Here is a 23,553-nt window from a genome sequence, read left to right on the forward strand (position 1 = left end):
TCCAGTAATATTATGTGCCCTAACATTTGTTTATTGCGTTAATGATGGTGTTAACATTGTATTCCATCATATCAAGATAAGTCGCAGCAGGACCCTCTTTTTCGGATAATGCATCGGAATAAAGTACGCCCCCGATTTTTAAACCTGTTTCTTTTGAAATTTGTTCTATAAGACGAGGATTAGAGATGTTTTCAACAAATAATGCGGATACTTTATTGTTTTTAATTTGTTTAATAAGTTTGGCAACATCTGCTGCAGTAGCTTCTTTTGAAGCATTTTCGGGAGCAAGGATGGTGAATCCATATTCATGAGCAAAATAACTAAAGGCATTATGAGATGTGATAATAGTTCGCTTGTCTTTCGGGATAGTAGAAATTTGTGTTGTAATAGTTGTATGCAGTGCTTTTAGTTTTTGAATATAAGTCTGAGCGTTTTTATTATAATTTTCACATGATTGTTGATCTATTTTACAGAAAGCAGCAGCAATATTCTTAACGTATGTTTCAACATTGGGGATAGTTTGCCAAGCATGTGGATCAATACTACCGTGGTAATGTGTCTTGTTACGTTGTTCATGTTTAATTTCTAATGGGGAAATATTAGCACTAACTTCTACAAGAAGTGCTTTTGTTCCAGTTGCTATCGTGAGCCGATTAATGAAATCTTCTAAATACAGACCGTTGATGAAAATAATATGAGCATTTTTAATAGTTTTTGCATCACGGGGTGTTGGTTCGTAACTATGGATGCTTGTATTAGGACCAACAAAGGTGGTGATTGAGATATGATGGCCTCCTACATTTTTTACTAAGTCTGTAAGAATAGAAAAGCTTGTGACAACATTAATTTTTTGATGTGCAATGGCAGAAAGTGGGAAGAGAAGTAATAGAAGAGAGATCAGACGAAAAAATAGTTTAGCAAATTTATGCATGCTGTTTCCTTATGATGGAAAGGATGTATAGAAAAAGACGAGGAAACCAGGTTGCAATGAGTCCACGTGGACTTATAAGACAGGTGAGAAGATAGATAGAGCCTGCAACTATAATAATAGACGCACCAGAGGGTAGGGATTTATGAAAAGAGAGCAGAAGGCCAAATACACTGGCAATGATTCCTAAAATAATCGATAATATACAAATAGAGCCCAAACGCGAAAGCCAAAAACGGGCAGTGATGGCTGGAATCATCATAATGCCGACGGACATAAGTGTTCCTAATGATTGAAAACCGCCAACAAGGTTTAATACCATGAGCCCAAGTAATAACATGTGAACATATTTTCCTAGTGGAGAAAGTGATTTTAAAAATAGTGAATCAAAACTTTCTACTACAAGAGCTCGCCAAAAAATACACAGACTACTTATTGTTATGAGCATTATAACAGTAATAAGCAAAATGGCTTGTATATTAATAGAAAGCACTGAACCGAATAAAAGATGCAATAAATCAATTGTTGATCCTTTGAGTGAAATAATTATGACACCTGTTGCTAATGCAAAAAGATAGAAGACAGTCATTGAGGCATCTTCTTTTTGAAAACTATTTCTTGAAATTAAAGTAGTTGCTAATGAAACAATAATACCAGCTCCAACTCCACCAAGAGTCATGAATATTGGAGAAAAACCACAGAAAAGAAAAGCAATGGCAACACCAGGAAGAATAGCGTGTGATATTGCATCACCTGTTAAGCTCATACCACGTAACATTAAAAATACTCCAATGGGACAAGCACTGATCGTTAATAAAAAAGAACCAATTAAAGCATTTTGCATAAATTGGAAATCAATAAAAGGCGCGAAAAAAAATGCGTACACGTGTGATGATCCAGTTTAGATAAAATTACTTGACCGCAAAGGCTTGTTCTTGTGGAATAACATGGAAAAATTGGATATGAGAGATGGCGTAACAAGATGATTATTGGCGCTTAATAACTGTGTCGTTTCTCCATAAAAAGCATGCTGTTTATGGATATGAATCATTTGTGGAAAATATTCTTGAACAATAAAAGGATCATGAAGTGCTATAAGAATTGTGCGGCCTTTTTGTTGCCAATGAGTGATCAGTGTTAGGAGATCCTTTTGGGTTTTAAGATCCACACCATTGAAAGGTTCATCAAGCAATATAATATCCGAATCTTGGACAATAATACGTGCAAAAAGAGCACGTTGTAGTTGTCCATTTGATAGTGTATTCAGGGAGCGGTGAGCGAGCGCTGCAAGCCCAACTACTTCTAGCGCATTTTGAATTTTATATTGATAGGAACGCTGGCTTTTCCATAATCCACAGAAAGACCATAGTCCCATTTTAACGAGTGTTTCTACATCAGCTGGGAATGTTCGATCAATATCACAGTATTGACCTAGGTAAGCAATACGGCTTTTTGTGAGTTTTGTAATTTTACCACTGATAGGTTTAATTAATCCGGCAATAGTTTTGAGAAGTGTAGATTTCCCAGAACCGTTATCACCGGTTATGGCAATTAATGAATTTGTTGTCAGTTTTGCTGAAAAATTTTTTATAACAATTCTGTTTGTGTAACCGAATGTCACATTGTTGAACTGTAAGCTCATATTGATACCATTCTCTATTTTTTAATATTTTAAAAAGTTATGTTATATAATTACATATGTCAATAAAGTATTATATTATTTTCTTATGTTTTTAAGAGACTTTGCATGGTAATGGGAAGATCGTGGAAAATTAAAAATAGCTCTGAATTTCTCTTGACGAAATCATGTGTATGTATACTATATATAGTACTAAAATGATCGGTGATTCAAAATAAACGCTAAATGTGAATACATTGTTCATTTTATTGAAACTAGATTATTTCACAGTAAAGTATTATTATTTTTAGAGTAGCAGTTCAATTAAAGTATCACCTTAGGGGAGTTTTTTTGTTCATTGTCTGTATATTAAAGTTTTTTGCGATGAAAAACAGATGAAGACGCTAACAAAATGGCTGCAAAGGCTACGAGGTTAATTGGCTTTATGATACGTTTAATTAAAAAATAGCGAAACAAGAAAAATGCTAGTGAATAGTTGTTGTGTAACGAAGAACAGTTATTAGGATCGCAAGGCCTTTCTTCGTTTGTCCTATGTTTTTTAAAGAAAATGTAGTGATTTAAAGATGCGTTCGACAGTTTATAAGTCATTTTAACTAAAATATGACTAGGCGTTTTGTATGTAATTATTGTGTAAATATTGTGAGATTATCAGAATTAATGTTTTTCTGAGTTATTTTTTTTGAATTATGAAAGTTGAAAAGAATGATCACTATTTATAGTAAACCATCTTGTGTTCAATGTGATGCTACCTGTCGTGCTTTTGATGCTAAGGGTATTGATTATAATGTTATTGATATTTCTTGTGATGAACAAGCGTATAATTTTGTTCAGTCTTTAGGATATCGCCAAGTGCCTGTAGTGATTTGCGGTGATAATCATTGGTCGGGTTTTAGACCAGATATGATTAATGGTCTTTGTAGCTAATGGGGCTTATTGTTTATTATTCGAGTGCAACGGGTAATACTGAATATTTTGTTTCTCAGCTTGGTCAACGGCTTTTCAAAATTGATAAAAAAAATCCGTCAATATTGGTTAGAGAGCCGTATGTGTTAGCTGTACCTACTTATGCAGATGGTGAAGGTAGATTGGCTGTGCCAAAAGCAGTTATTCATTTTCTTAATGAGGAGGAAAACCGCAAATTGGTTCGTGGTGTCATTGGTGGCGGAAATCGTAATTTTGGTCGTTATTATAATTTAGCGAGCAAGATCATTGCAGAAAAATGTTGTGTACCTTGCCTCTATCGTTTTGAGCTGCGAGGAACTAAGGAAGACGTTATTTGTGTTAAAAAAGGATTGGAAAAGTTTTGGAAACAACAAATGTAAAAAAACTGGAGACGCCAGATCAAATTACAGATTATCATGCACTCAACGCAATGCTTAATCTTTATGATGAGAATGGTCATATTCAATTTGATATGGATAAACTTGCTACTCGGCAGTATTTTCTCCAACATGTTAATCAGAATACGGTTTTTTTTCATAATTTAAAGGAGAAAATAGATTATTTGATAGAAGAAAAGTATTATGAGAGAGAATTATTTGAACTTTATGATTTTTCTTTTGTCAAAAAGCTTTTTAAGCGTGCTTATGCATTTAAATTTCGTTTTCCTACTTTTCTGGGTGCGTTCAAATATTACACGAGTTACACGTTAAAGACTTTTGATGGTAAGCGCTATCTTGAGCGTTATGAGGATCGTGTTTGTCTTGTTGCTTTATATTTAGCAAAAGGGAATAAATCCCTTGCTGAGGGCTTAGTTGATGAAATTATTACGGGACGGTTTCAACCAGCAACACCAACATTTTTGAATGCGGGCAAGAAGCAAAGAGGAGAATTGGTATCGTGCTTTTTGTTACGCGTTGAAGACAATATGGAATCGATAGGCCGTTCGATTAATTCAGCCTTACAGCTTTCTAAACGCGGTGGAGGTGTGGCCCTTTGTTTAACGAATTTGCGAGAAGCAGGGGCACCAATTAAGAAAATAGAAAATCAGTCATCGGGTGTTTTACCTGTGATGAAAATGTTAGAAGATGTCTTTTCTTATGCTAATCAACTTGGTGCGCGACAAGGCGCTGGTGCTGTTTATTTACATGCACACCATTTAGATATTATGAAATTTTTGGATACAAAGCGAGAAAATGCTGACGAAAAAGTCAGAATTAAAACGCTTTCACTTGGTGTTATTATTCCTGATATCACTTTTGAGCTTGCTCGTAATAATGAGGATATGTATCTTTTCTCATCGTACGATATTGAGCAGGTTACAGGAAAACCTTTTAGTGATATTTCTTTGACGGAGCATTATCGTTCTTTTGTTGATAATTCAAAGATACGCAAAAAGAAAATAAGTGCGCGGGTTTTCTTTCAAACGTTAGCAGAAATTCAGTTTGAATCAGGATATCCATATATTTTATTCGAAGATACCGTCAATCGGGCAAATCCAATAGCAGGCCGTATTAGTATGAGCAATTTGTGTACAGAAATTTTGCAAGTAAGTGAAGCAAGTGAACTGGAAACAGATTTAACTTATCGTGCTGTTGGCAATGATATATCTTGTAATCTTGGCTCGATGAATATTGCAAAAGCAATGGAGAGTGACAACTTTGGGAGGACAGTGGAAATAGCTGTGCGTGCCTTAACAGCTGTTTCTGATATGAGTAATATTGCTTGTGTGCCTTCTATTGCAAAAGGCAATGCCGAGAGTCATGCGATTGGTTTGGGGCAAATGAACTTGCATGGTTTTCTAGCACGTGAAAAGATCTATTATGGAACACCGGAAGCAATTGATTTTACTAATATCTATTTTTATACAGTTACATATCACGCATTACGTGCTTCTAATTTAATTGCGCGTGAACGTAAGGAAGTGTTCGTAGGATTTGAAAAATCAGCTTATGCAGATGGACATTTTTTTACAAAGTATATTGAGAAAGAATGGAAACCGCAATTTGAACTAGTACAAAAGCTTTTTACGCGTAATAATATCGTTATTCCGAACCAAAAAGACTGGCAAGAGCTGAAGCAATTAGTTGCTCAATATGGGCTTTATAATCGCTATCTTCAGGCTGTACCACCTACGGGATCTATTTCCTATATTAACTATGCGACTTCTTCTATTCATCCGATTGCTTCGAAGATTGAAATTCGCAAAGAGGGAAAAATTGGACGTGTTTATTATCCTGCCCCTTATATGGATAATACGAATTTAGAGTTTTATCAGGATGCTTATGAAATTGGGCCTGAAAAAATTATTGATACTTATGCTGTTGCTACGCAGCATGTTGATCAGGGGCTTTCGTTAACGTTATTTTTTCCAGATACAGCAACTACACGTGACATTAATCGTGCGCAAATTTATGCCTGGAAAAAAGGCATAAAGAGCCTTTATTATGTACGGTTACGGCAGATGGCATTGAGTGGAACAGAAGTTGATGGTTGTGTTTCATGTAGCTTATAGGAGATGATTATATGACCAAAATTACAACAAAAAATCCTGTTGTTTGTGCTGTAAATTGGAATAGACTCTATGATGAAAAAGATCTTGAAGTTTGGAATCGTTTAACTGGTAATTTTTGGTTGCCTGAGAAAGTACCGTTGTCCAATGATATTCCTTCATGGGCTAGTTTGACTGAGGAAGAACGAAAACTGACAATTCGTGTTTTTACAGGCCTTACTCTCCTTGATACGGTTCAGAATACTGTGGGTGCTATTTCTCTTATGGCCGATGCTGTAACAGAACATGAGGAAGCAGTATTAACTAATATTGCATTTATGGAAGCAGTTCATGCACGTTCTTATTCCTCTATTTTCTCAACTTTATGTTCGACAGTGGAAGTTGATGATGCGTTTAGATGGTCGGAAGAAAATACCTATTTGCAGAAGAAAGCGAGATTAATACTTGAACATTATGAAGCAGATGAACCACTAAAGAAAAAAATTGCTTCGACTTTCCTTGAGAGTTTTTTATTTTATTCTGGTTTTTATTTGCCCATGTATTGGTCAAGTCGTGCTAAGCTGACGAACACGGCTGATTTAATTCGGCTTATTATTCGTGATGAGGCTGTTCACGGTTATTATATCGGCTATAAATTTCAATTGGGGTTTGCAAAACTTGATGAAGCTAAAAAACAAGAAATAAAAGATTTTGCTTTTAATCTACTTTTTGATCTTTATAATATTGAGTGTAAATATACTGAAGATCTTTATGATGCTATTGGGTTGACAGAAGATGTTAAGGTTTTTCTTCATTATAACGCAAATAAAGCATTAATGAACTTAGGCTTTGAGGCTCTTTTCCCGCCTGAAGTGTGCCGTGTTAATCCTGCCATTTTAGCAGCTTTGTCACCGAATTCTGATGAAAATCATGACTTCTTTTCGGGATCAGGTTCTTCTTATGTTATTGGTAAAGCAGTAGCAACTGTCGACGAGGATTGGGCATTTTAATGCGTGAAGGAAAAAAGAAGTGCACGGGGTATTTTATTTAAATCTTCGCGTATTTTAAGACATTTAAATCCATTTTTTTCAAATAAATCACGAACTTTTTTTTCTTGAGAATAGCCAATTTCAACGGCGATATAACTTTTCTCTTTTAAATAATTTGCTGATTCATAAGCCAATTTTCGATAAAAATAAAGGCCATCTTCTCCACCATTTAGAGCGCGCCAAGGGTCATGTTGGCGTACTTCTTTTGCAAGGTTTTTAATTTCTTTTTCTGGAATATAAGGCGGATTAGAAATAATGAGGTCAAATTGCCCTTTGATGGAATCAAACCAATTACTGAGAAGAGGTGTAAAACGATGGGCAACATTCGCATGCTGTGCATTTTTTGTAGCTGTTTTTAAAGCATCTTCGGAAATATCAACAGCTACAGCATAGGTTTGAGGGATTTGTTTGAGAATCGCAATAGCGATAGCTCCACTTCCTGTTCCCATATCAAGCAATGTAGCTTGTTCTGATTTCTCTAGATGTGATTTGAGGATTGGTAAAACAAGATCAACGAGTGTTTCTGTATCAGGACGTGGTTCTAACGTATCTTTAGACAAAGTAAATGGTATACCATAAAATTCTCGTGTTCCGATAATACGATAGACCGGTTCACCTGCAATACGTCGATTTATAGCTTGTTCTAATTGTACGAGCTGTTGAGAAGATAGATACATATTTGGTTGAAGAATTCTATCAGATGCAGTGGTTCCTGTTATCCATTCAACGAGTATTTTTGCGTTAAGATCGGCTTCAGAAATTCCTTGATGGCGCAATTTTTCTTGTGTTGTTTGGATGACCTTACTAAGCGAATGATCATTCATCTACTATGATCCATTTCAGTAAGGAGCGTTGTCTGATGATCAGAAATGAGTGCATTAATCAACTCATTTAAATCTCCTTCCATGATACGATCAAGTTTATAGAGAGTCAGATTAATACGATGGTCAGTTACTCGTCCTTGTGGAAAATTATAGGTACGGATACGTTCTGATCGATCACCAGAACCAACTTGAGTTTTTCGGGATGCTGAACGTTCACTCTCTGCTTTTTGCCGTTCAATATCGAATAAACGCGCACGTAAAATTTGGAGAGCGCGTGCGCGATTTTGATGTTGTGATTTTTCTGCTTGAACAACCATAATTCCTGTTGGAATATGCGTAATACGAACAGCTGAATCAGTTGTATTGACATGTTGCCCACCAGCACCAGATGCGCGCATTGTATCAATACGGATATCTTCTGGGCGAATTTCGATATCAATTTCTTCTGCTTCTGGTAAAACTGCAACAGTGGCGGCAGATGTATGAATGCGTCCTCCTGTTTCTGTTTCAGGGATGCGTTGCACGCGATGGACACCTGATTCAAACTTAAGCTTGGAAAATACACCTTTTCCTGAAATAGTTGCAATAATTTCTTTATATCCACCAACTTCACCATCACTCAAAGAAATGATTTCAACTTTCCAGTTGTGAGTATTTGCATAACGTTCATACATACGAAAAAGATTTCCTGCAAAAAGTGCTGCTTCTGATCCTCCTGTTCCTGCTCTAATTTCAATGATAACACTTTTTTCATCAGCAATGTCTTTGGGCAAAAGAAGAATTTGGAGTTCTTGCTCAAGTTCTTGAATTTTTTGAGATAATGATGATAGCTCTTCTTGAGCTAAATTACGCATTTCTGTATCTGTTTGTGTATCACTTATTATAGTTTCGAGCTCTGCTATTTCTTTATGGAGAGAATTTAATGTTCGTATAGGAGCTATAATTGGCTGTAATTCTGCGTATTCGGACGCTAGTTTTACATATGTTTCCGCATTTGGATTCTCAGCCATTTGGCTTTCGATTATTTTGAAGCGTTTTTCAAGTTGCTTCATGCGGTCTTGTGGCAAAGAAACCATGGCAATATTGGCCTAATTTATTGAGTGTTAGATAGTTGATAATATTATATATTATATTATTACAGGGGGTGATAAAGAAGAAAAATGCTCTTGCCAACCAAATTATAGAATTTTAAAATAAATTTATGTAAAAATTTGGTGTGCATAAATAATATTTTTCATTATACATATAGGTCTATTAATTTAGGAATTGCGTTTTTTCCCGTAAATTTCAAGACGATGATAAACAATATCATAACCAAGGGAATGGGCAATTTCTTCTTGCAGTTTTTCAATGATAGCAGAATGAAATTCAATAGCTTCTCCTGTGTCTATATCAATAAGATGATCGTGATGCTCGCCTTTTGCTTGTTCAAAACGAGAAGGTCCTCCATTGAAGATATGGCGATGAATAGTTCCATTTTCTTCTAATGTTTTCATTGTGCGGTAAACAGTTGATAGCGAAATACTAGGATCTATTTTATGAACACGTTGAAAAATTTCAAATGCATTCGGATGATCATCTGTGTCGGCTAAGACGTCAAGAATAATACACCTTTGACGTGTTACTCTTAAGCCGGCAATTCGTAATTCTTTTTCATAAGTTTGTTTATTCATTTAATTATTTGACTTTTCAGATAAATGACCCATGACAATGCTTATATTTTTTGCCTGAACCACAAGGGCAAGATTCATTTCGTCCAATTTTTCCCCATGTTGTTGGATCATTAGGATTGCGTTTTTCGGGATTAACTAACCTATTTTCGTTTATTTGTGCCCATGCTGTGGTGTTATTTTTTGCGTTCTGAGTATTAGAAGGATACTGGGAGCGTGATCTTTCAGGTGTTTGCGATTCTACGGGTTTTTGAATAATTTCAAAATGCATGAGTTTAGAAATAAAATTTTTACGGAGATTGATAAGCATAGTTTGAAAGAGTTCGAATGACTCTGTTTTATACTCATTGAGAGGATCTCGTTGTGCATAACCACGGAAGCTAACAGCAGAACGTAAATGATCTAAATGAACCAAATGCTCACGCCATAATGTATCAATTGTTTCAAGTAGTATAGCTTTATGAAAATAAGCGATTATTTCTGGGCTATAGCGTTCAGAGCGTTCCTTTTCAAATTTTTCAACAGCCTTTGTTATGCGTTCTACAATTTGCTCTTCAGCAATTCCTTCTTCGCTTGCCCATTTTTCTATTGGAAGGTTCAAATTAAAAATCTGATATAGTGCTTTTTGTAAATCTTTCACATTCCATTTTTCTGCGTATGCTCCATATGGAATGTGGGTTTCTACTAGATCTTCAATGACTTCATTACGCATTTCAACAGTCATTTCAGTTAAATTTTCTGTATTCATAACTTCCATGCGTTGTTCGAAAACAACTTGGCGTTGATTGTTCATGACATCGTCATATTTTAAAAGATTTTTACGAATTTCGAAATTTCGTGCTTCAACCTTTTTTTGAGCTTTCTCAAGAGCTTTATTAATCCATGGATGGGCAATGGCTTCATCTTCTTTTAGTCCAAGCTTTTGCAGCATACTATCCATACGGTCAGAACCGAAGATACGCATGAGATCATCTTGAAGAGAAAGAAAAAATTTTGAACGTCCAGGATCACCCTGGCGACCAGAACGACCGCGAAGTTGGTTATCAATTCGACGACTTTCGTGGCGTTCAGTAGCAATAACATAAAGACCCCCAGCAGCTAATGCCTTCTCTTTCAGTTGTTGAACATCTTTCTTGATTTCTTCAATTTTAGCAGTTCGTTCTGGGCCTTCAGGTACATTCTGCAATTCTTGCCGAATACGTATTTCAACATTACCACCAAGTTGTATATCGGTACCACGACCGGCCATATTGGTGGCGATAGTCAACGCTTTAGGAACACCTGCTTGTGCTATAATATGTGCTTCCTGTTCATGATAACGAGCATTTAAAACTTGAAAATCAGTGATACCTTCTTTCCGTAAGCGCTCTGCTAACTGTTCCGACTTTTCAATAGAAGTAGTTCCAACCAGAATAGGTTGTCCTTTTTCGTGAGCTTGACGAATATCGCGAACAATGGCTCGATATTTTTCTTCTGCTGTTCGATAAATTTCATCATCTTCATCGCGGCGTTGAACAGGTAAATTTGTAGGAACTTCAACAACCTCAAGATCATAAGTATTACTAAATTCTTCAGCTTCCGTTGTAGCTGTTCCAGTCATACCGGATAATTTTTTATACATACGAAAATAATTTTGAAAAGTAATAGAAGCTAAGGTCTGGTTTTCTGGTTGGATAGTGACATGTTCTTTGGCTTCTAATGCTTGATGTAATCCTTCAGAGTAACGTCGTCCTGGCATCATACGACCAGTAAATTCATCAATGATAACGACCTCACCATTTCGGACAATATAATCTTTATCACGGATAAACAATTTATGCGCTTTCAGAGCATTATTAACATGGTGGACAATTGTAACGTTTTCTATGTCGTAGAGGCTTTCATTTTTGAGATGTCCAGCTTTTTTTAGCATTTCCTCAATTTTTTCAGTACCAATTTCAGTAAAAGTTGTGGTTTTTTGTTTTTCATCTATTTCGTAGTCTTCTGGTGTTAGGAAAGGAATAAATGCATCAATAAGATTATAAAAGTCAGTACGATCTTCTAAGGGACCAGAAATAATAAGAGGGGTTCGTGCTTCATCAATAAGAATTGAATCAACTTCATCAATAATTGCATAATAGTGACCACGCTGTACCATTTGGTTACGGTCAAAAGCCATATTATCGCGAAGATAATCAAATCCTAATTCATTATTTGTTGCATAAGTAATATCACATGCATAAGCTGCTCGGCGAGAATCATTATCAAGATGATTGAGAATAACACCAGTTGTCATACCTAAAAAATCGTAGATTTTACCCATTGTTTCAGCATCACGACCAGCAAGATAATCATTAACTGTAACAACATGGACCCCTTTTCCTTCTAGGGCGTTAAGATATACTGGTAAGGTTGCCATTAATGTTTTACCTTCACCAGTACGCATTTCAGCAATTCCTCGGTTATGAAGAACCATCCCACCAATAAGCTGTACGTCAAAAGGGCGCATGCCGTAAACACGTTTTGCTGCTTCACGGACAGTTGCAAATGCTTCTGGTAATAGCGAATCAACCGTTGCACCTTCAGTTAATCTTTTACGAAACTCAGCAGTTTTTTGGCGTAATTGCATATCGCTTAATTTTTGCAATTGTTCTTCTAAGGCATTAATCTGTGTTATTTTTTGGCGAAATGCTTTAATACGGCGTTCATGAGCCGAACCAAAGAATTTATGCGCAAGAGCACCTAAATTGACCATTTCTGGTCCTTTCTTTCATTTGTTATCACCATAATGGGTGTTTATTAAATTGTATCTATGGCTCTGCACCGTCTAAAACGTTTGGTATAATTAGATGCATGCAGTGCTTTATGGTAACTGACGTATAATGTTTTTTCATTTTTTATAAAATAGAGATTAAGGGGCTAAAACCATTGTGTCAACTTTAGTGATATTATTTGAATAATTAAGGTATGAAGTAATTTAGGGTATAATGTGACATTTTTCTATATTATCATGTTTTGTATTATCTGGAATCAAAATGTAATAAAATGGAAGGATCATTTTTTATTTTTGTGAAATAAAATTTATCTATGTTTAGATTTTAAAGTGCTATGGTAAAAAAATTAAATTTGAAAGTACATTGATTTTAAAAAGGGAATATATTTATGAGATTCAATTTTAGGGTACTATGTTTGGCCTCAACTTTATTAGTTGGCATACATGCCGGTGTGATAGCTCAAGAAAGCGTAAAGTCTGCAAAAAATGATTTAAGTACTTTGGAGAACGCTGCTGAAAAACCAGTTCCTCTTTCTCATGTAATAGCAGTGATTGATGGGAAAAATATTACGGCCGGGCAGTTAGATGAGCTAGCACTCGAAATAAATCCTAATTTAGTTCGTGTTCCAGATGAAAAACGCCGTGTAACAGTCTTAAAAGCGTATTTAGATATGCAGGCACTTGCTAAAGCAGCACTGCAGAAAGGTCTAGATAAGACAGAAGCCTATGATAAACGTATGGCAATAATGCGTGATAATATTCTTCAGCAACTTTATTTTAAAGAGATGGTTGTTGATAAAATTGCAGATGCTGATGTGAAAGCTCTTTATGATAAGGAAATTGCTGCTTTACCTAAAGAAGATGAAATCAAAGCGCGTCATATTTTAGTCAAAACAAAAGAAGAAGCAGAAAAAGTTATTAAGCGTTTGAATAAAGGTGAAAGCTTTGAGGAAATTGCAAAAAAAGACTCAACAGATGGTTCTTCTGCCGTTGGTGGAGATCTTGGCTATTTTAGTCGCGGTCAGATGGTTAAGCCATTTGAAGAGGCTGCATTTAATTTGAAGGTGGGAGAATATACTAAAAAACCTGTTGAAAGTCCATTTGGTTGGCATGTTATTAAGATAGAGGATCGTCGTTTAAAACAACCTCCTGTCTTTGATGATGTTAAGGATGTATTGCGTACACAGCTTATAAGAGAACATTATCAAACACTTATTACCGATTTACGGGGTAAGATTAATGTAGAGTATCCTGATTCTAATATTGCAAAACACATGCAATCGCTTAATGAAAATGAAGCACCATTTCTAGGTGAAACATCCAATGTAGAGGGTGGGGAATAATTTTTTTATGCTGGGTCATTTTATAAAGCCCAGCACTTTTATTAAAGTATATTCAATTGCATTTATGGAAAAGCATTTAATGGCTGTAAAAATATCGCCTTTTTCACATAAACAACCACCAGAATTTCCACTATTATCCGGTGTGCGGATAGCTACAGCTAAAGCTGGTATTAAGTATAAAGATCGTACAGATCTTCTTTTAATTGTATTTGATAAGCCAGCTAATGTGGCAGGTGTTTTTACACGTTCAAAATGTAGATCTTCTGCTGTAGATCATTGTCGTGCGTCCCTTCTTCATGGGATTGCTAGAGGTCTTGTTGTTAATTCTGGCAATGCCAACGCTTTTACGGGGCACAAAGGTAAGCAGACGACAAATGCAATAGTTCATTCTGCATCTAGTATTTTGAAAGCGAGAGAAGATGAAATTTTTATAGCTTCTACGGGTGTTATTGGTGAGCCAATGGATGAGGCTTGTATTTTAAATCTTTTACCTGATATGGCTTCTACAGCAGAGGAGGGATGCTGGTTAGAAGCTGCGAAAGCTATTATGACGACTGATACGTTTCCAAAACTTGCAACGCGTCAATTTGACTTTGGGGGAGAGCTTGTTACTATTAATGGGATTGCAAAAGGTGCTGGTATGATTGCACCAGATATGGCAACGATGCTTTCTTTTGTGGTAAGCGATGCAGCGATTTCTTCAGATATACTCCAAATGATGTTATCAGAGGCTGTTCAGGAAACTTTTAATTCAATTACTGTTGATAGTGATACTTCGACGTCTGATACATTAATGATCTTCACAACAGGAAAAGCGAAGAGTTGCCTTCCTTGTTTGACAAGCCAATCAGATCCTCGTTATTGGATATTTGTAAAGCACCTGCGTGAGCTTTTGCACGAACTTGCATTACAAGTTGTTTGTGATGGTGAAGGAGCTCGTCATTTAATTGAGGTATCTGTTATTGGTGCTACAACAAATAGTGCTGCTAAGACTATTGCTTTATCAATTGCAAATTCACCACTTGTAAAAACAGCTATTGCAGGCGAAGACGCTAATTGGGGAAGAGTTGTTATGGCGATTGGTAAGGCAGGTGTTGAAGCAGATCGTGATCGATTAAAAATTTGGTTTGGTGAACATCGTTTGGCTGTTAATGGTGAACGTGATCCTCATTATAATGAGAAAGCAGTGAGTGCTTATATGAAAGGTCAACATATTAAAATTTGTGTTGATATTGGTCTTGGAAGCGGAAAAGCAACAATTTGGTCTTGTGACTTAACAAAAGAATATGTTGCGATTAATGGTGATTATAGAAGTTGATTCATAAAATATAAACTCGAATATTTAGTATTTATATACTTTTAAAGAATACTGGATATTTAGTTGTTTATTCTGGAATAGGGCTTTACAATAGCAAGAATGATAGTTATCTATTATTCTTTTGGTCATAGTATGCATATAAAAAATTCACTCCTTCTTGTTGTTGCATGTGCTTTATTAGACCATGATAATCGAGTGTTGCTTGCGCAACGGCCTCAAGGAAAATCGCTAGCTGGTTTATGGGAATTTCCCGGTGGAAAAATTGAAAATGGTGAAACGCCAGAGACATCGTTAATTCGTGAGTTAGCAGAAGAGCTTGGTATTCATGTTCGGCAGGATAATTTATTACCCTTAACATTTGCAAGCCATAATTATGAAACCTTTCACCTGTTAATGCCATTGTATATTTGCCACCGTTATGAGGGCGTTCCAAAAGGACGAGAAGGACAAAATTTAGAATGGGTTTGCATGAGCAGTCTTGATGAATATTCTATGCCTGATGCTGATAAGCCATTGATTCAAGCTCTAAAAAATTTTGTTCTTTAATATTCTGATAAAGAGAAAATATTTATAAACAATGGGAAATTTCTTGTACTAAATATTTTCTGATCAAGGAATCTTAAGTGGTTGTATTTTAAAAGTAAGGCCTTTGAGATAAATTGTTTGATTATTTTTGCACATTTGATTGTGCAGTGTTTTGCGTTGGATTACGAGAGTTATTGTGCGTACATTTATTTTTATTAAGTTACGTTATTTTAGATAAAATAATTATTAGAAATAAATTATTTGTAGATAAAAAATATTTTTAAATTTAAAAAAATAATACTAGGAATAAATAATGACATTTAGTTTTTTTATTAATTTATTTTTATTTATTGTTTTTTTGTTATGTCTTTTCCATTACAAAAAAATTAAAAAAAATCTTACATTGCAAGTTATACTAGGTCTTATAGTTGGTTTAATTTTTGGTAGTATTTTGCAGATTATTTATAAGGAAGGCAATCCTATTCTATTAGAGTCTGTTGAATGGTTTAACATTGTTGGTGATGGATATATATCGTTATTAAAAATGATTGTTATACCATTGGTTTTTGTTTCTATTGTTTCTGCAGTAGCACATTTACATTCTATTTATGCTGTTGGCAGAATTGGCATAATAACAATTTCAATACTCCTTTTAACGACATCTTTTTCTGCATTGATTGGTATTTTTATTGTTAATTTCTTCGGACTCACTGCAAGTAGTCTAGTACATAAAGGAGAAGATATATCTACTCTTCTTGGAAGCCATATTTCTCAGCTTGAAAATATCAGTATACCAAAGTTGATTTTATCATTTATTCCTCAAAACTTATTCGCTGAGTTAATAGAAACAAAGCCTACATCAATTATCAGCGTTGTTATTTTTTCAGCTTTTTTAGGAGCAGCGGCTATTCTTTTAAAAAAGGATGAACCGGATAAAGGGGAGAAAGTCCTTTTATTGATTCAAATTATGCAGTCTTGGGTTATGCGATTAGTGCATATTATAATTTCTTTAACACCTTATGGTGTTTTTGCTCTAATGACTAAGGTAGGAGCAACTTCAAATGCTGCAGATATTTTAAAATTACTGGTTTTTATTGTTATTTCTTATGTTGGCATTACCCTTATGTTTGCAATTCATAGTATATTACTGAGTATCTCAGGTATTAATCCATTCCGTTTTTTCAAAAAAGTTTTTCCCGTTTTAACATTCGCTTTTAGTAGTCGTTCAAGTGCTGCTAGTATTCCTCTGAATATCGAGGCACAAACTCAATGGATTGGTGTCCCGCAGACAATTGCAAGTTTTGCCGCTTCTTTTGGTGCAACAATTGGTCAAAATGGTTGTGCAGGACTTTATCCAGCAATGCTCGCGACTATGATAGCCCCTTCTGTTGGCATTAACTCTTTCGATCCTCTCTGGATAGCTACCCTTGTTGGTGTTGTAACATTAAGTTCTATTGGTGTTGCTGGTGTTGGAGGAGGAGCCATTTTTGCCGCATTAATTGTTTTACCAATTATGGGACTTCCTGTTACTTTGTTAGCTGTACTCATTTCTGTTGAACCTCTAATTGATATGGGCCGTACGGCTCTTAACGTAAATGGCTCAATGTTAGCTGGAACTATGACAAGTCAGATATTGCATACAACGGATAAAAGCATTTTTGAAGGATGATTTTCATATTGAGATGATCGCTTTTCATGTTTATTTCGATATAATCTCTGTCATTGATTAATAATTTTATTTTCTTATAGAGTAGCTTTTTTCCACAAAATATAATATCTCACAAAGCTACACATTATCACAAATATAGTTTTGTGGTAAATCTGAATTTTTATAACCTTAGGACTACTATCTTAGCTCTTTTATCAATTTTAATGTTTCTGGAAATTTACATACTTTTAAAATTTTGTTATCTTCATAGATGCTAGTTTGGAATAGATCAAGCAATTGCTTTTGTGTGGTAGCTTTTTACTTTAGAAAAACTTACTGAAGTTACCTTCTTTTATATTTCTGAAGTCTTTAGGAACTCTAGTACAATAAAGTTTATAATTATTAGTTATTATTTGATTTCTTCTAGAAGTTCATATTTTGGATTGCAGGTTTTTAGATATAAGATATCTTTTTTTGTATGTAGTAACTTAATGTTTAATGTATTAAATGTTTATAATCTGTGAGCCAAGGAGATACTACTTTTTCTTATTATAATAAACAAATTATAATGCTATATTATAATTGCTCACTTTAATGCCTATTGTAAGATGGTCGTTTCTATCTTGACTTGATAAAAATTGACTACGATTATAAGATTTTGCCATTGGTAAAAGAATATTATTAAAATGGTTTTATCTAGTAAATTTGGATTTCACTTCTAATGTTCACATAGTAGCTGATGCGCATTATAAAATGCTTTTTTATAAGGCTATGATTAAAACTCTAATTTTAATATTATTTTCTGAATTAAGAGTATTTCTCTTTTTCAAAAGAGAGGTCTTTAGTATTGAGCTCTTATATCACACTTGTGGCAAATAAAGCTTTTATTATTAATCAGATTAAAGCGCTTTGTTATTTAAACTAGAAATTTCTAGTCATAAAGCAAGATTTAAATTAATCATTACCTTACTTATTTTAAAATTTGTGATAAAATTGAAATAAGTAAAAATCAAACGATCAATTGCTTTTTTATTAGCTCAACTTAATGATTTATAAAGTAATTTTTTTCTTAAGATTCTGTTGATGATAGAATAGATTTTACCTCAATGATATATCTAAAAAGCCAAAAATAACCTTGATAATTAACAAGGACAATATCTATTTTCAATATTTTAAAAAATGCTAATAAAAACATATCAATTAAAATATGTTTCAATCTTTTTTAGAGATTCTTTAACAAGAGGCTCTTTAATCAAGCTATTAGCTTGTTCAGCATCTAATTCTTTCATAAGAAGCCTATTTATGGCAGAGATTGCTAAATCAACAGCAGTTGAAGAAAGCGTCCGAATTGCATTTGCTTCAGCTTGAGCAATTTTTTGTTCCACTAACCGACTGTGATTTTTTATATATTCCTCTGTTTTTATGCGAGTTTCAGAAAGCATAGCTTCAACTTTATCTTTAGCATCAGCAATTATCTCTTGTGTTTCTTTTTCTATTTCCAAATGTTTACGCTGATATTCAGCAAGCACTTTCTGTGCCTCTTCACGAAGACGAAGAGCTTCATCAAGTTCATCTTTAATGTGTTTGGCACGTGTATCAAGTTTACGTATTATTGCATTGGGAACTTCAAAATAGACTAAAAAAGCCAAAAAAAGAACTAATCCAATAAAAGCCCAAAATGTATCAGTCATTTCCGCAATCCTTAATGACTTACAGCTTTAATAGCTGAACTAATAGATTTCTTACTAATATCAACATCAATTAACTTCTTAATGATTTCAAAAGCAATCTCTTCTGCGATTAAATTAACATTTTGCATTGCTTTGTTTTGAATCTTTTTTATTTTATTTTCAGCATCTTCTAATTCTTTCTCCAAAGCTGCTTCGATTTTTTCTCGCTGGAGCTCAGCTTTTAATTTAATTTCATTATTTGCTACCTGTATTATAGTTTTTGCTTCTAAACGAGCTTCTGCTAATTTCTTTTCGCAAATTTCAATTACAGTATCCGCTTCTTGTTTCATCCGCATTGCCTGATCTAAATCGGAAACAATTCGATCTCTACGTGTTTCAATAACACTACCGATACGTGGTACGATTACACGAGAAATGAAGAGATAAAAAAATCCAAAAGAAATAGCTAACCAAAGAAAATGCGAACCAAAATACACAAAATCGAAAGGTGGAAAGGTACGACTCGCATGCTCCGTAATACTATTAAGCTCTCCCTTACCATCATGACACTCTGGCATTTCAGTATTATCATGATCAAATTCTGTCCCATCATCAAAATGATCTAGCATTTTAGTATCTTCTACATCATTGCTGGCAATTAACATTTTATTTTCCTTCGAAATAATCACTCTGTCTCTATTAAATCAAAGTTTCTGATAAGCAGTAACTTTCTTTTTATTTAAGAACTAAAAATTGTACCTGTTCTCAAATAATTTATAAAACAGACATGCTTTTTTGAAGGTAATTAGACGGCGAAAAGCAGTAAAAGAGCAATAAGCAATGAAAAAATACCTAAAGCTTCTGTAACAGCAAAACCAAATACTAAACGACCAAATTGACTATCTGCTGCTGATGGATTTCGTAAAGCACCAGAAAGGTAGCTTCCAAAAATATTTCCAAGACCTAATGCGGTTCCAGCCATACCAAAGCAAGCAAGACCAGCTCCAATATATTTTGCTGCAAGTACTAATTCCATATCATTCTCCTTTAAAACGAAATTGCATAATTTGACGGAAATCCGTCGGTTTTATTAATGTCCTGGATGGACTGCATCATTAATATACATACAAGTTAGAACTGTAAAAACATAAGCTTGAAGAAAAGCAACCAAAAATTCAAGAGCCGTAATTGCTACAGTCATAGCAAGTGATAAAATTGCACCGCCCAAACCTATGATTCCAACCCCAACCATTGAAACAATGAAGCCAGAAAACACTTTAAGTGTAATATGACCTGCAAGCATATTAGCAAACAGACGAAATGAAAGACTAATAGGACGAGATAAAAAAGAGATAATCTCAATCATTGTAACTAAAGGCAGTACGATCACAGGAACACCACTAGGAACAAAGAGTTTTAAGAAATTTAACCCATGTTTATAAAAACCGTACCCAATTACCGTTAAAATTACCAACATTGCTAACGAAAAAGTAATTACAATCTGAGAAGTAATTGTATAAAAATAAGGGAATAAACCAATAAAATTAGCAATAAGAACAAAAACGAATAACGAAAAAACTAAAGGAAAAAATTGCATTCCCTGTGTACCAGATGATTCTCGCAAAGTTGATGCCACAAATTCATAAAGCATTTCGGAAACAGATTGCATTCGTGTTGGAACTAATCGTCGACTTGATGATGAAATGAAAAGAAATAATGAAGAGAGAATAACTGTCAAAACGATAAAAAATGATACATTTGTAAATGACAAATCCATGTTTCCAATGGAAATATTAATCAATCGTGAAACCTCGAATTGATGTATAGGATCCGGAGCGTGCGATGTCACTTTTAAACCTCTTTATTATCTTCTTTACTTTGTTGCAAAGTCCTACGTTGTTCTAATCGACTGGGAGCAATATATTTTACAGACCGAAGAACACTTAGTATACCAGCAACGAATCCAAGAAAAAGAAAAAATACTAATCCCCATGGTAACGAACCTACTAATTTATCAAACCCAAATCCTAAAACAGCTCCTACGATAATATTTGCCAGAAATTCACTTGACAACTTAACAGCATATGCCATTTTTTTTTGTTGCTCTTGTCCTCCGACTTTAGACTGCTCTTTCGTTAATATTTTTTTACTGATTAAAGCTAACTCTAAATTCCGACTACGACATTCTAAATCTTCTGAATAAAGAGAAGAGACTCGTTTGTGTTTGCGTCTCTCAACATCCTTTTGTGGCATATCGGGTTCATCGCCCTTCGCCATAATTGGCTCCTTAATCAAAAAAAGGTTAAAATACACTATATTAGACTTTATTTAGCATATTGCTGTCAGATTTATTCGTCAAGTCCTCAAAAGAGCTCTACCACAAAGATTTTTGTATATAAATAAAAACATCTAAAATTTATTTTATTAGGTAGAAAATCAAATAAAACAAATATCATATCTTAAATTTCAACAGATTCACAAACACTTATTTTTGATAATAAGTGATCGAATATCGATTTTTAATTTTATAAAATTAAACAATATGTAAAAGAAAATCACTTCTTTTTTGCTTGTTTTGCAAAAGGATTATCGGATGTTCGCAAAGATAGACGAATTGGTACACCTTGCATATCAAATTTGTCTCGCAGTCCATTAGAAAGATAACGCAAATATGATTGAGGCATTTCTTCTGATTTTGAACAAGAAATAACAAATCCAGGAGGCCGTGTCTTAACTTGTGTTATGTATTTAACCTTAAGTCGACGTCCAGAAACGGCGGGTGGTGGATAATTAATAATCATCGTTTCAAGCCAGCGGTTCAGTTTTCCTGTAGAAATACGACGGTTCCATACACGGTGCATCCTCGTAATATTTTCCATCAATTTATTAATTCCTTGACCATATAGACCTGATAAAGGAACGGCTCTTAAGCCACGCACTTGAGGAAGAAGGCGAGTACATTTTTCATATAAAGTATTTAATGCTTCATGACGATTTTCAATAAGATCCCATTTGTTAAAAGCAATGATAGGAACACGTCCTTCACGAATCACAAGATCAGAAATTTGTAAATCTTGTTTTTCAAAAGATGTCGTTGCATCAAAAACAATTACAACAACTTCCGCGAAACGGATTGCACGTAAGGAATCCACAACAGAAAGTCTTTCTAATTTTTCTTGAACTTTTGATTTTCGACGCAAACCTGCAGTATCAAAAAGTTTAATGCGACGATTATTCCATTCCCAATCTACAGAAATAGAATCGCGAGTAATACCAGCTTCAGGCCCTGTCAGTAAGCGATCTTGTTTCAACATGCTATTAATAAGTGTTGATTTCCCTGTATTTGGACGACCAACAACTGCTATCCGTATGGTTTTTTTTTCATCGTAAACAGGATCTTCTTCTACTGTGTTATCAATATTATCGCTAATAGATGAAATCTGTGCAGTAGTATAAGTTTTTTCTTTTTCTTGCCTCAGATTAAAAACTTTATCTGCACCAATAGCCGCTACAATAGCATCACGAAGGTCAGAAAGACCATGACCATGTTCAGCTGATATTGGGCAAGGTTCACCCAATCCTAATGACCATGCTTCATATTCTCCTGCTATTGCTGTTTTTGACTCAGATTTGTTGGAAACAAGTACGATTGGTTTTCCTGATTTACGAATGAGTGAAGAAAAGTCCAGATCACTTGGTGTTATTCCGCTTTTAGCATCAAGAACAAATAAAATAAGATCTGCTTCATCAATGGCAATTTTTGTCTGAGCACGCATACGTCCTTCAAGTGTATGGTTATCTGCTTCTTCTAACCCTGCTGTATCAATAACATCAAAATGTAGATCCTGAAGCTTAGCTGAGTGGATACGTCGATCACGGGTTACGCCTGGTTGATCATCAACGAGAGCCAACTTTTGTCCAACCAAACGATTAAATAGTGTTGATTTCCCAACATTAGGTCGACCAACTATAGCAATGGTAAGGCTCATCAATTTATTCCTTATTTACCTTTCCACTTGCTTGAATAAGCTCAAGCATAATTTTCGCTCGATCTGTTATTTTAAATCCTAGAGCGTTCTCTTCAACAATTTTTTTGAAATAATAAACTGCCTTTTCCATTTTATTCGCTTTATAAGCAGCTAAGCCTAAGGCTTCTCTTGCAGACATGCGCATAGGATCAATATCATTGGCCATTTCTTTAACACGTTGCATTACATCGTCAAATGTTCCTATATCAATTAAAATATAAGCTGCTCGAATTTTTGCAACTTCCCGTAAAATCTGTGGTGCTTTTTCATCTGCTGCGATCATATCAAACATTTTTACTGATTTAGCATTATCACCTCGTTGCGTCCACAAAGAGGCTTCAAGTAAACCTGCAAGAAAAGGATATCCACCAAAATTAGATTGTTTAACACTTTCTAATTTTTTAATTGCTTCATCGAAATGATGTGCATCAGCTAAATCAAGGCTTGTTATAAATATATCACCAACATTATTGGCTTTATTTATCTGCTGCTGCTGATAAATTTGATAGACAATGATCGTCAAAACAAAAATAATAACTGCACCAATAATCAAAAAACCATAACGTTTCCAAAAATTATAGAATTTTTCTTGACGGAGTTCTTCATTAACTTCATAAATAAAATTATCATGTGTCATATAGTTTGCCTTGAAAAAAATATTCTGCGTTTTTACATAAAATGTATAAAATTAGTAATCTTAATCAACAAAGAATTCTATAATTTGGATTG

At 34.5% G+C, this 23,553-nt stretch carries 22 protein-coding genes; 8 read left to right on the forward strand and 14 right to left on the reverse strand.

What is annotated here, in order from left to right; all coding sequences use genetic code 11:
• Positions 1 to 19: 19 nt before the first annotated feature.
• From Bho11B_RS02605 to Bho11B_RS02615, 3 genes are read right to left on the reverse strand one after another with little or no spacing between them, the layout of a single operon-like run.
• On the reverse strand, positions 20 to 931 hold the full coding sequence (locus Bho11B_RS02605; protein WP_035006276.1) for a metal ABC transporter solute-binding protein, Zn/Mn family: 912 nt from the start codon (positions 929 to 931) through the stop codon (positions 20 to 22).
• A complete protein-coding gene (locus Bho11B_RS02610) occupies positions 924 to 1,814 on the reverse strand; it encodes a metal ABC transporter permease (protein ID WP_078673584.1) in 891 nt (296 codons plus the stop codon). Before Bho11B_RS02610 ends, Bho11B_RS02605 begins: the two co-directional genes overlap by 8 nt.
• 15 nt (positions 1,815 to 1,829) lie before the next feature.
• Positions 1,830 to 2,570 carry a metal ABC transporter ATP-binding protein gene (locus Bho11B_RS02615; protein ID WP_078673585.1) on the reverse strand — a complete coding sequence of 247 codons (741 nt, stop codon included), beginning with the start codon at positions 2,568 to 2,570 and terminating at the stop codon, positions 1,830 to 1,832.
• Between the two features lie 699 nt (positions 2,571 to 3,269).
• Between Bho11B_RS02615 and nrdH the strand changes: the two genes are divergently transcribed.
• The 4 genes from nrdH to nrdF are packed head-to-tail and all read left to right on the forward strand — an operon-like array spanning position 3,270 to position 7,007.
• Positions 3,270 to 3,491, forward strand: coding sequence for a glutaredoxin-like protein NrdH (gene nrdH, locus Bho11B_RS02620; protein WP_035006273.1), 222 nt, complete (start codon positions 3,270 to 3,272; stop codon positions 3,489 to 3,491).
• Positions 3,491 to 3,889: a class Ib ribonucleoside-diphosphate reductase assembly flavoprotein NrdI gene (gene nrdI / locus Bho11B_RS02625; protein WP_078673586.1), complete on the forward strand. Its 399-nt coding sequence runs from the start codon at positions 3,491 to 3,493 to the stop codon at positions 3,887 to 3,889. The genes nrdH and nrdI overlap by 1 nt, the downstream gene beginning before the upstream one ends.
• Positions 3,871 to 6,021 (forward strand): class 1b ribonucleoside-diphosphate reductase subunit alpha, encoded by a 2,151-nt coding sequence (gene nrdE / locus Bho11B_RS02630; RefSeq protein ID WP_078673587.1) that lies wholly within the window; start codon positions 3,871 to 3,873, stop codon positions 6,019 to 6,021. Before nrdI ends, nrdE begins: the two co-directional genes overlap by 19 nt.
• Positions 6,022 to 6,032: 11 nt before the next feature.
• Positions 6,033 to 7,007, forward strand: coding sequence for a class 1b ribonucleoside-diphosphate reductase subunit beta (nrdF, locus tag Bho11B_RS02635; RefSeq protein WP_035006270.1), 975 nt, complete (start codon positions 6,033 to 6,035; stop codon positions 7,005 to 7,007).
• Here the strand turns inward: nrdF and prmC are convergent.
• The 4 genes from prmC to secA form a co-directional block, all read right to left on the reverse strand.
• Positions 7,004 to 7,870 (reverse strand): peptide chain release factor N(5)-glutamine methyltransferase, encoded by an 867-nt coding sequence (gene prmC / locus Bho11B_RS02640; protein WP_078673588.1) that lies wholly within the window; start codon positions 7,868 to 7,870, stop codon positions 7,004 to 7,006. The two genes, nrdF and prmC, sit on opposite strands and share 4 nt — an antisense overlap.
• A complete protein-coding gene (gene prfA / locus Bho11B_RS02645) occupies positions 7,867 to 8,946 on the reverse strand; it encodes a peptide chain release factor 1 (protein ID WP_035006268.1) in 1,080 nt (359 codons plus the stop codon). The genes prmC and prfA overlap by 4 nt, the downstream gene beginning before the upstream one ends.
• Positions 8,947 to 9,129: 183 nt before the next feature.
• A complete protein-coding gene (locus tag Bho11B_RS02650) occupies positions 9,130 to 9,543 on the reverse strand; it encodes a Fur family transcriptional regulator (protein WP_035006267.1) in 414 nt (137 codons plus the stop codon).
• A gap of 16 nt (positions 9,544 to 9,559) precedes the next feature.
• The gene (gene secA, locus Bho11B_RS02655) at positions 9,560 to 12,274 is read right to left on the reverse strand and encodes a preprotein translocase subunit SecA (RefSeq protein WP_078673589.1); all 2,715 of its coding nucleotides are present in this window, start codon (positions 12,272 to 12,274) and stop codon (positions 9,560 to 9,562) included.
• A gap of 407 nt (positions 12,275 to 12,681) precedes the next feature.
• Between secA and Bho11B_RS02660 the strand changes: the two genes are divergently transcribed.
• The 4 genes from Bho11B_RS02660 (at position 12,682) to Bho11B_RS02675 (ending at position 17,147) form a co-directional block, all read left to right on the forward strand.
• A complete protein-coding gene (locus Bho11B_RS02660; protein WP_035006265.1) occupies positions 12,682 to 13,635 on the forward strand; it encodes a peptidylprolyl isomerase in 954 nt (317 codons plus the stop codon).
• A gap of 79 nt (positions 13,636 to 13,714) precedes the next feature.
• Complete coding sequence (gene argJ, locus Bho11B_RS02665; protein ID WP_078673590.1) at positions 13,715 to 14,953, forward strand: bifunctional glutamate N-acetyltransferase/amino-acid acetyltransferase ArgJ; 1,239 nt, start codon at positions 13,715 to 13,717, stop codon at positions 14,951 to 14,953.
• A 132-nt stretch (positions 14,954 to 15,085) separates the two neighbouring features.
• A complete protein-coding gene (gene mutT / locus Bho11B_RS02670; RefSeq protein ID WP_035006710.1) occupies positions 15,086 to 15,499 on the forward strand; it encodes an 8-oxo-dGTP diphosphatase MutT in 414 nt (137 codons plus the stop codon).
• Between the two features lie 292 nt (positions 15,500 to 15,791).
• Positions 15,792 to 17,147 (forward strand): cation:dicarboxylate symporter family transporter, encoded by a 1,356-nt coding sequence (locus tag Bho11B_RS02675; protein ID WP_078673591.1) that lies wholly within the window; start codon positions 15,792 to 15,794, stop codon positions 17,145 to 17,147.
• Positions 17,148 to 18,322: 1,175 nt separating this feature from the next.
• Here the strand turns inward: Bho11B_RS02675 and Bho11B_RS02680 are convergent.
• The 7 genes from Bho11B_RS02680 to Bho11B_RS02710 all read right to left on the reverse strand — a co-directional run bounded on the left by Bho11B_RS02680 (position 18,323) and on the right by Bho11B_RS02710 (position 23,461).
• On the reverse strand, positions 18,323 to 18,817 hold the full coding sequence (locus tag Bho11B_RS02680) for a F0F1 ATP synthase subunit B (protein ID WP_078673592.1): 495 nt from the start codon (positions 18,815 to 18,817) through the stop codon (positions 18,323 to 18,325).
• 11 nt (positions 18,818 to 18,828) lie between these two features.
• Positions 18,829 to 19,374, reverse strand: a complete 546-nt coding sequence (locus Bho11B_RS02685; RefSeq protein WP_035006708.1) for a F0F1 ATP synthase subunit B — start codon at positions 19,372 to 19,374, stop codon at positions 18,829 to 18,831.
• A gap of 227 nt (positions 19,375 to 19,601) precedes the next feature.
• Positions 19,602 to 19,832 (reverse strand): F0F1 ATP synthase subunit C, encoded by a 231-nt coding sequence (locus tag Bho11B_RS02690; protein ID WP_006589457.1) that lies wholly within the window; start codon positions 19,830 to 19,832, stop codon positions 19,602 to 19,604.
• Positions 19,833 to 19,886: 54 nt separating this feature from the next.
• Positions 19,887 to 20,645 (reverse strand): F0F1 ATP synthase subunit A, encoded by a 759-nt coding sequence (locus Bho11B_RS02695; RefSeq protein WP_035006259.1) that lies wholly within the window; start codon positions 20,643 to 20,645, stop codon positions 19,887 to 19,889.
• Between the two features lie 2 nt (positions 20,646 to 20,647).
• A complete protein-coding gene (locus tag Bho11B_RS02700) occupies positions 20,648 to 21,073 on the reverse strand; it encodes an AtpZ/AtpI family protein (RefSeq protein ID WP_078673594.1) in 426 nt (141 codons plus the stop codon).
• 278 nt (positions 21,074 to 21,351) lie between these two features.
• Entirely contained in the window at positions 21,352 to 22,785 is a 1,434-nt protein-coding gene (gene der / locus Bho11B_RS02705; protein WP_078673595.1) for a ribosome biogenesis GTPase Der, read from the reverse strand.
• Between the two features lie 4 nt (positions 22,786 to 22,789).
• On the reverse strand, positions 22,790 to 23,461 hold the full coding sequence (locus Bho11B_RS02710) for a tetratricopeptide repeat protein (RefSeq protein ID WP_078673596.1): 672 nt from the start codon (positions 23,459 to 23,461) through the stop codon (positions 22,790 to 22,792).
• Positions 23,462 to 23,553 lie beyond the last annotated feature (92 nt).

The sequence above is a fragment of the Bartonella sp. 11B genome (genome assembly GCF_002022625.1).
Taxonomy (GTDB): Bacteria; Pseudomonadota; Alphaproteobacteria; order Rhizobiales; family Rhizobiaceae; genus Bartonella; species Bartonella rochalimae.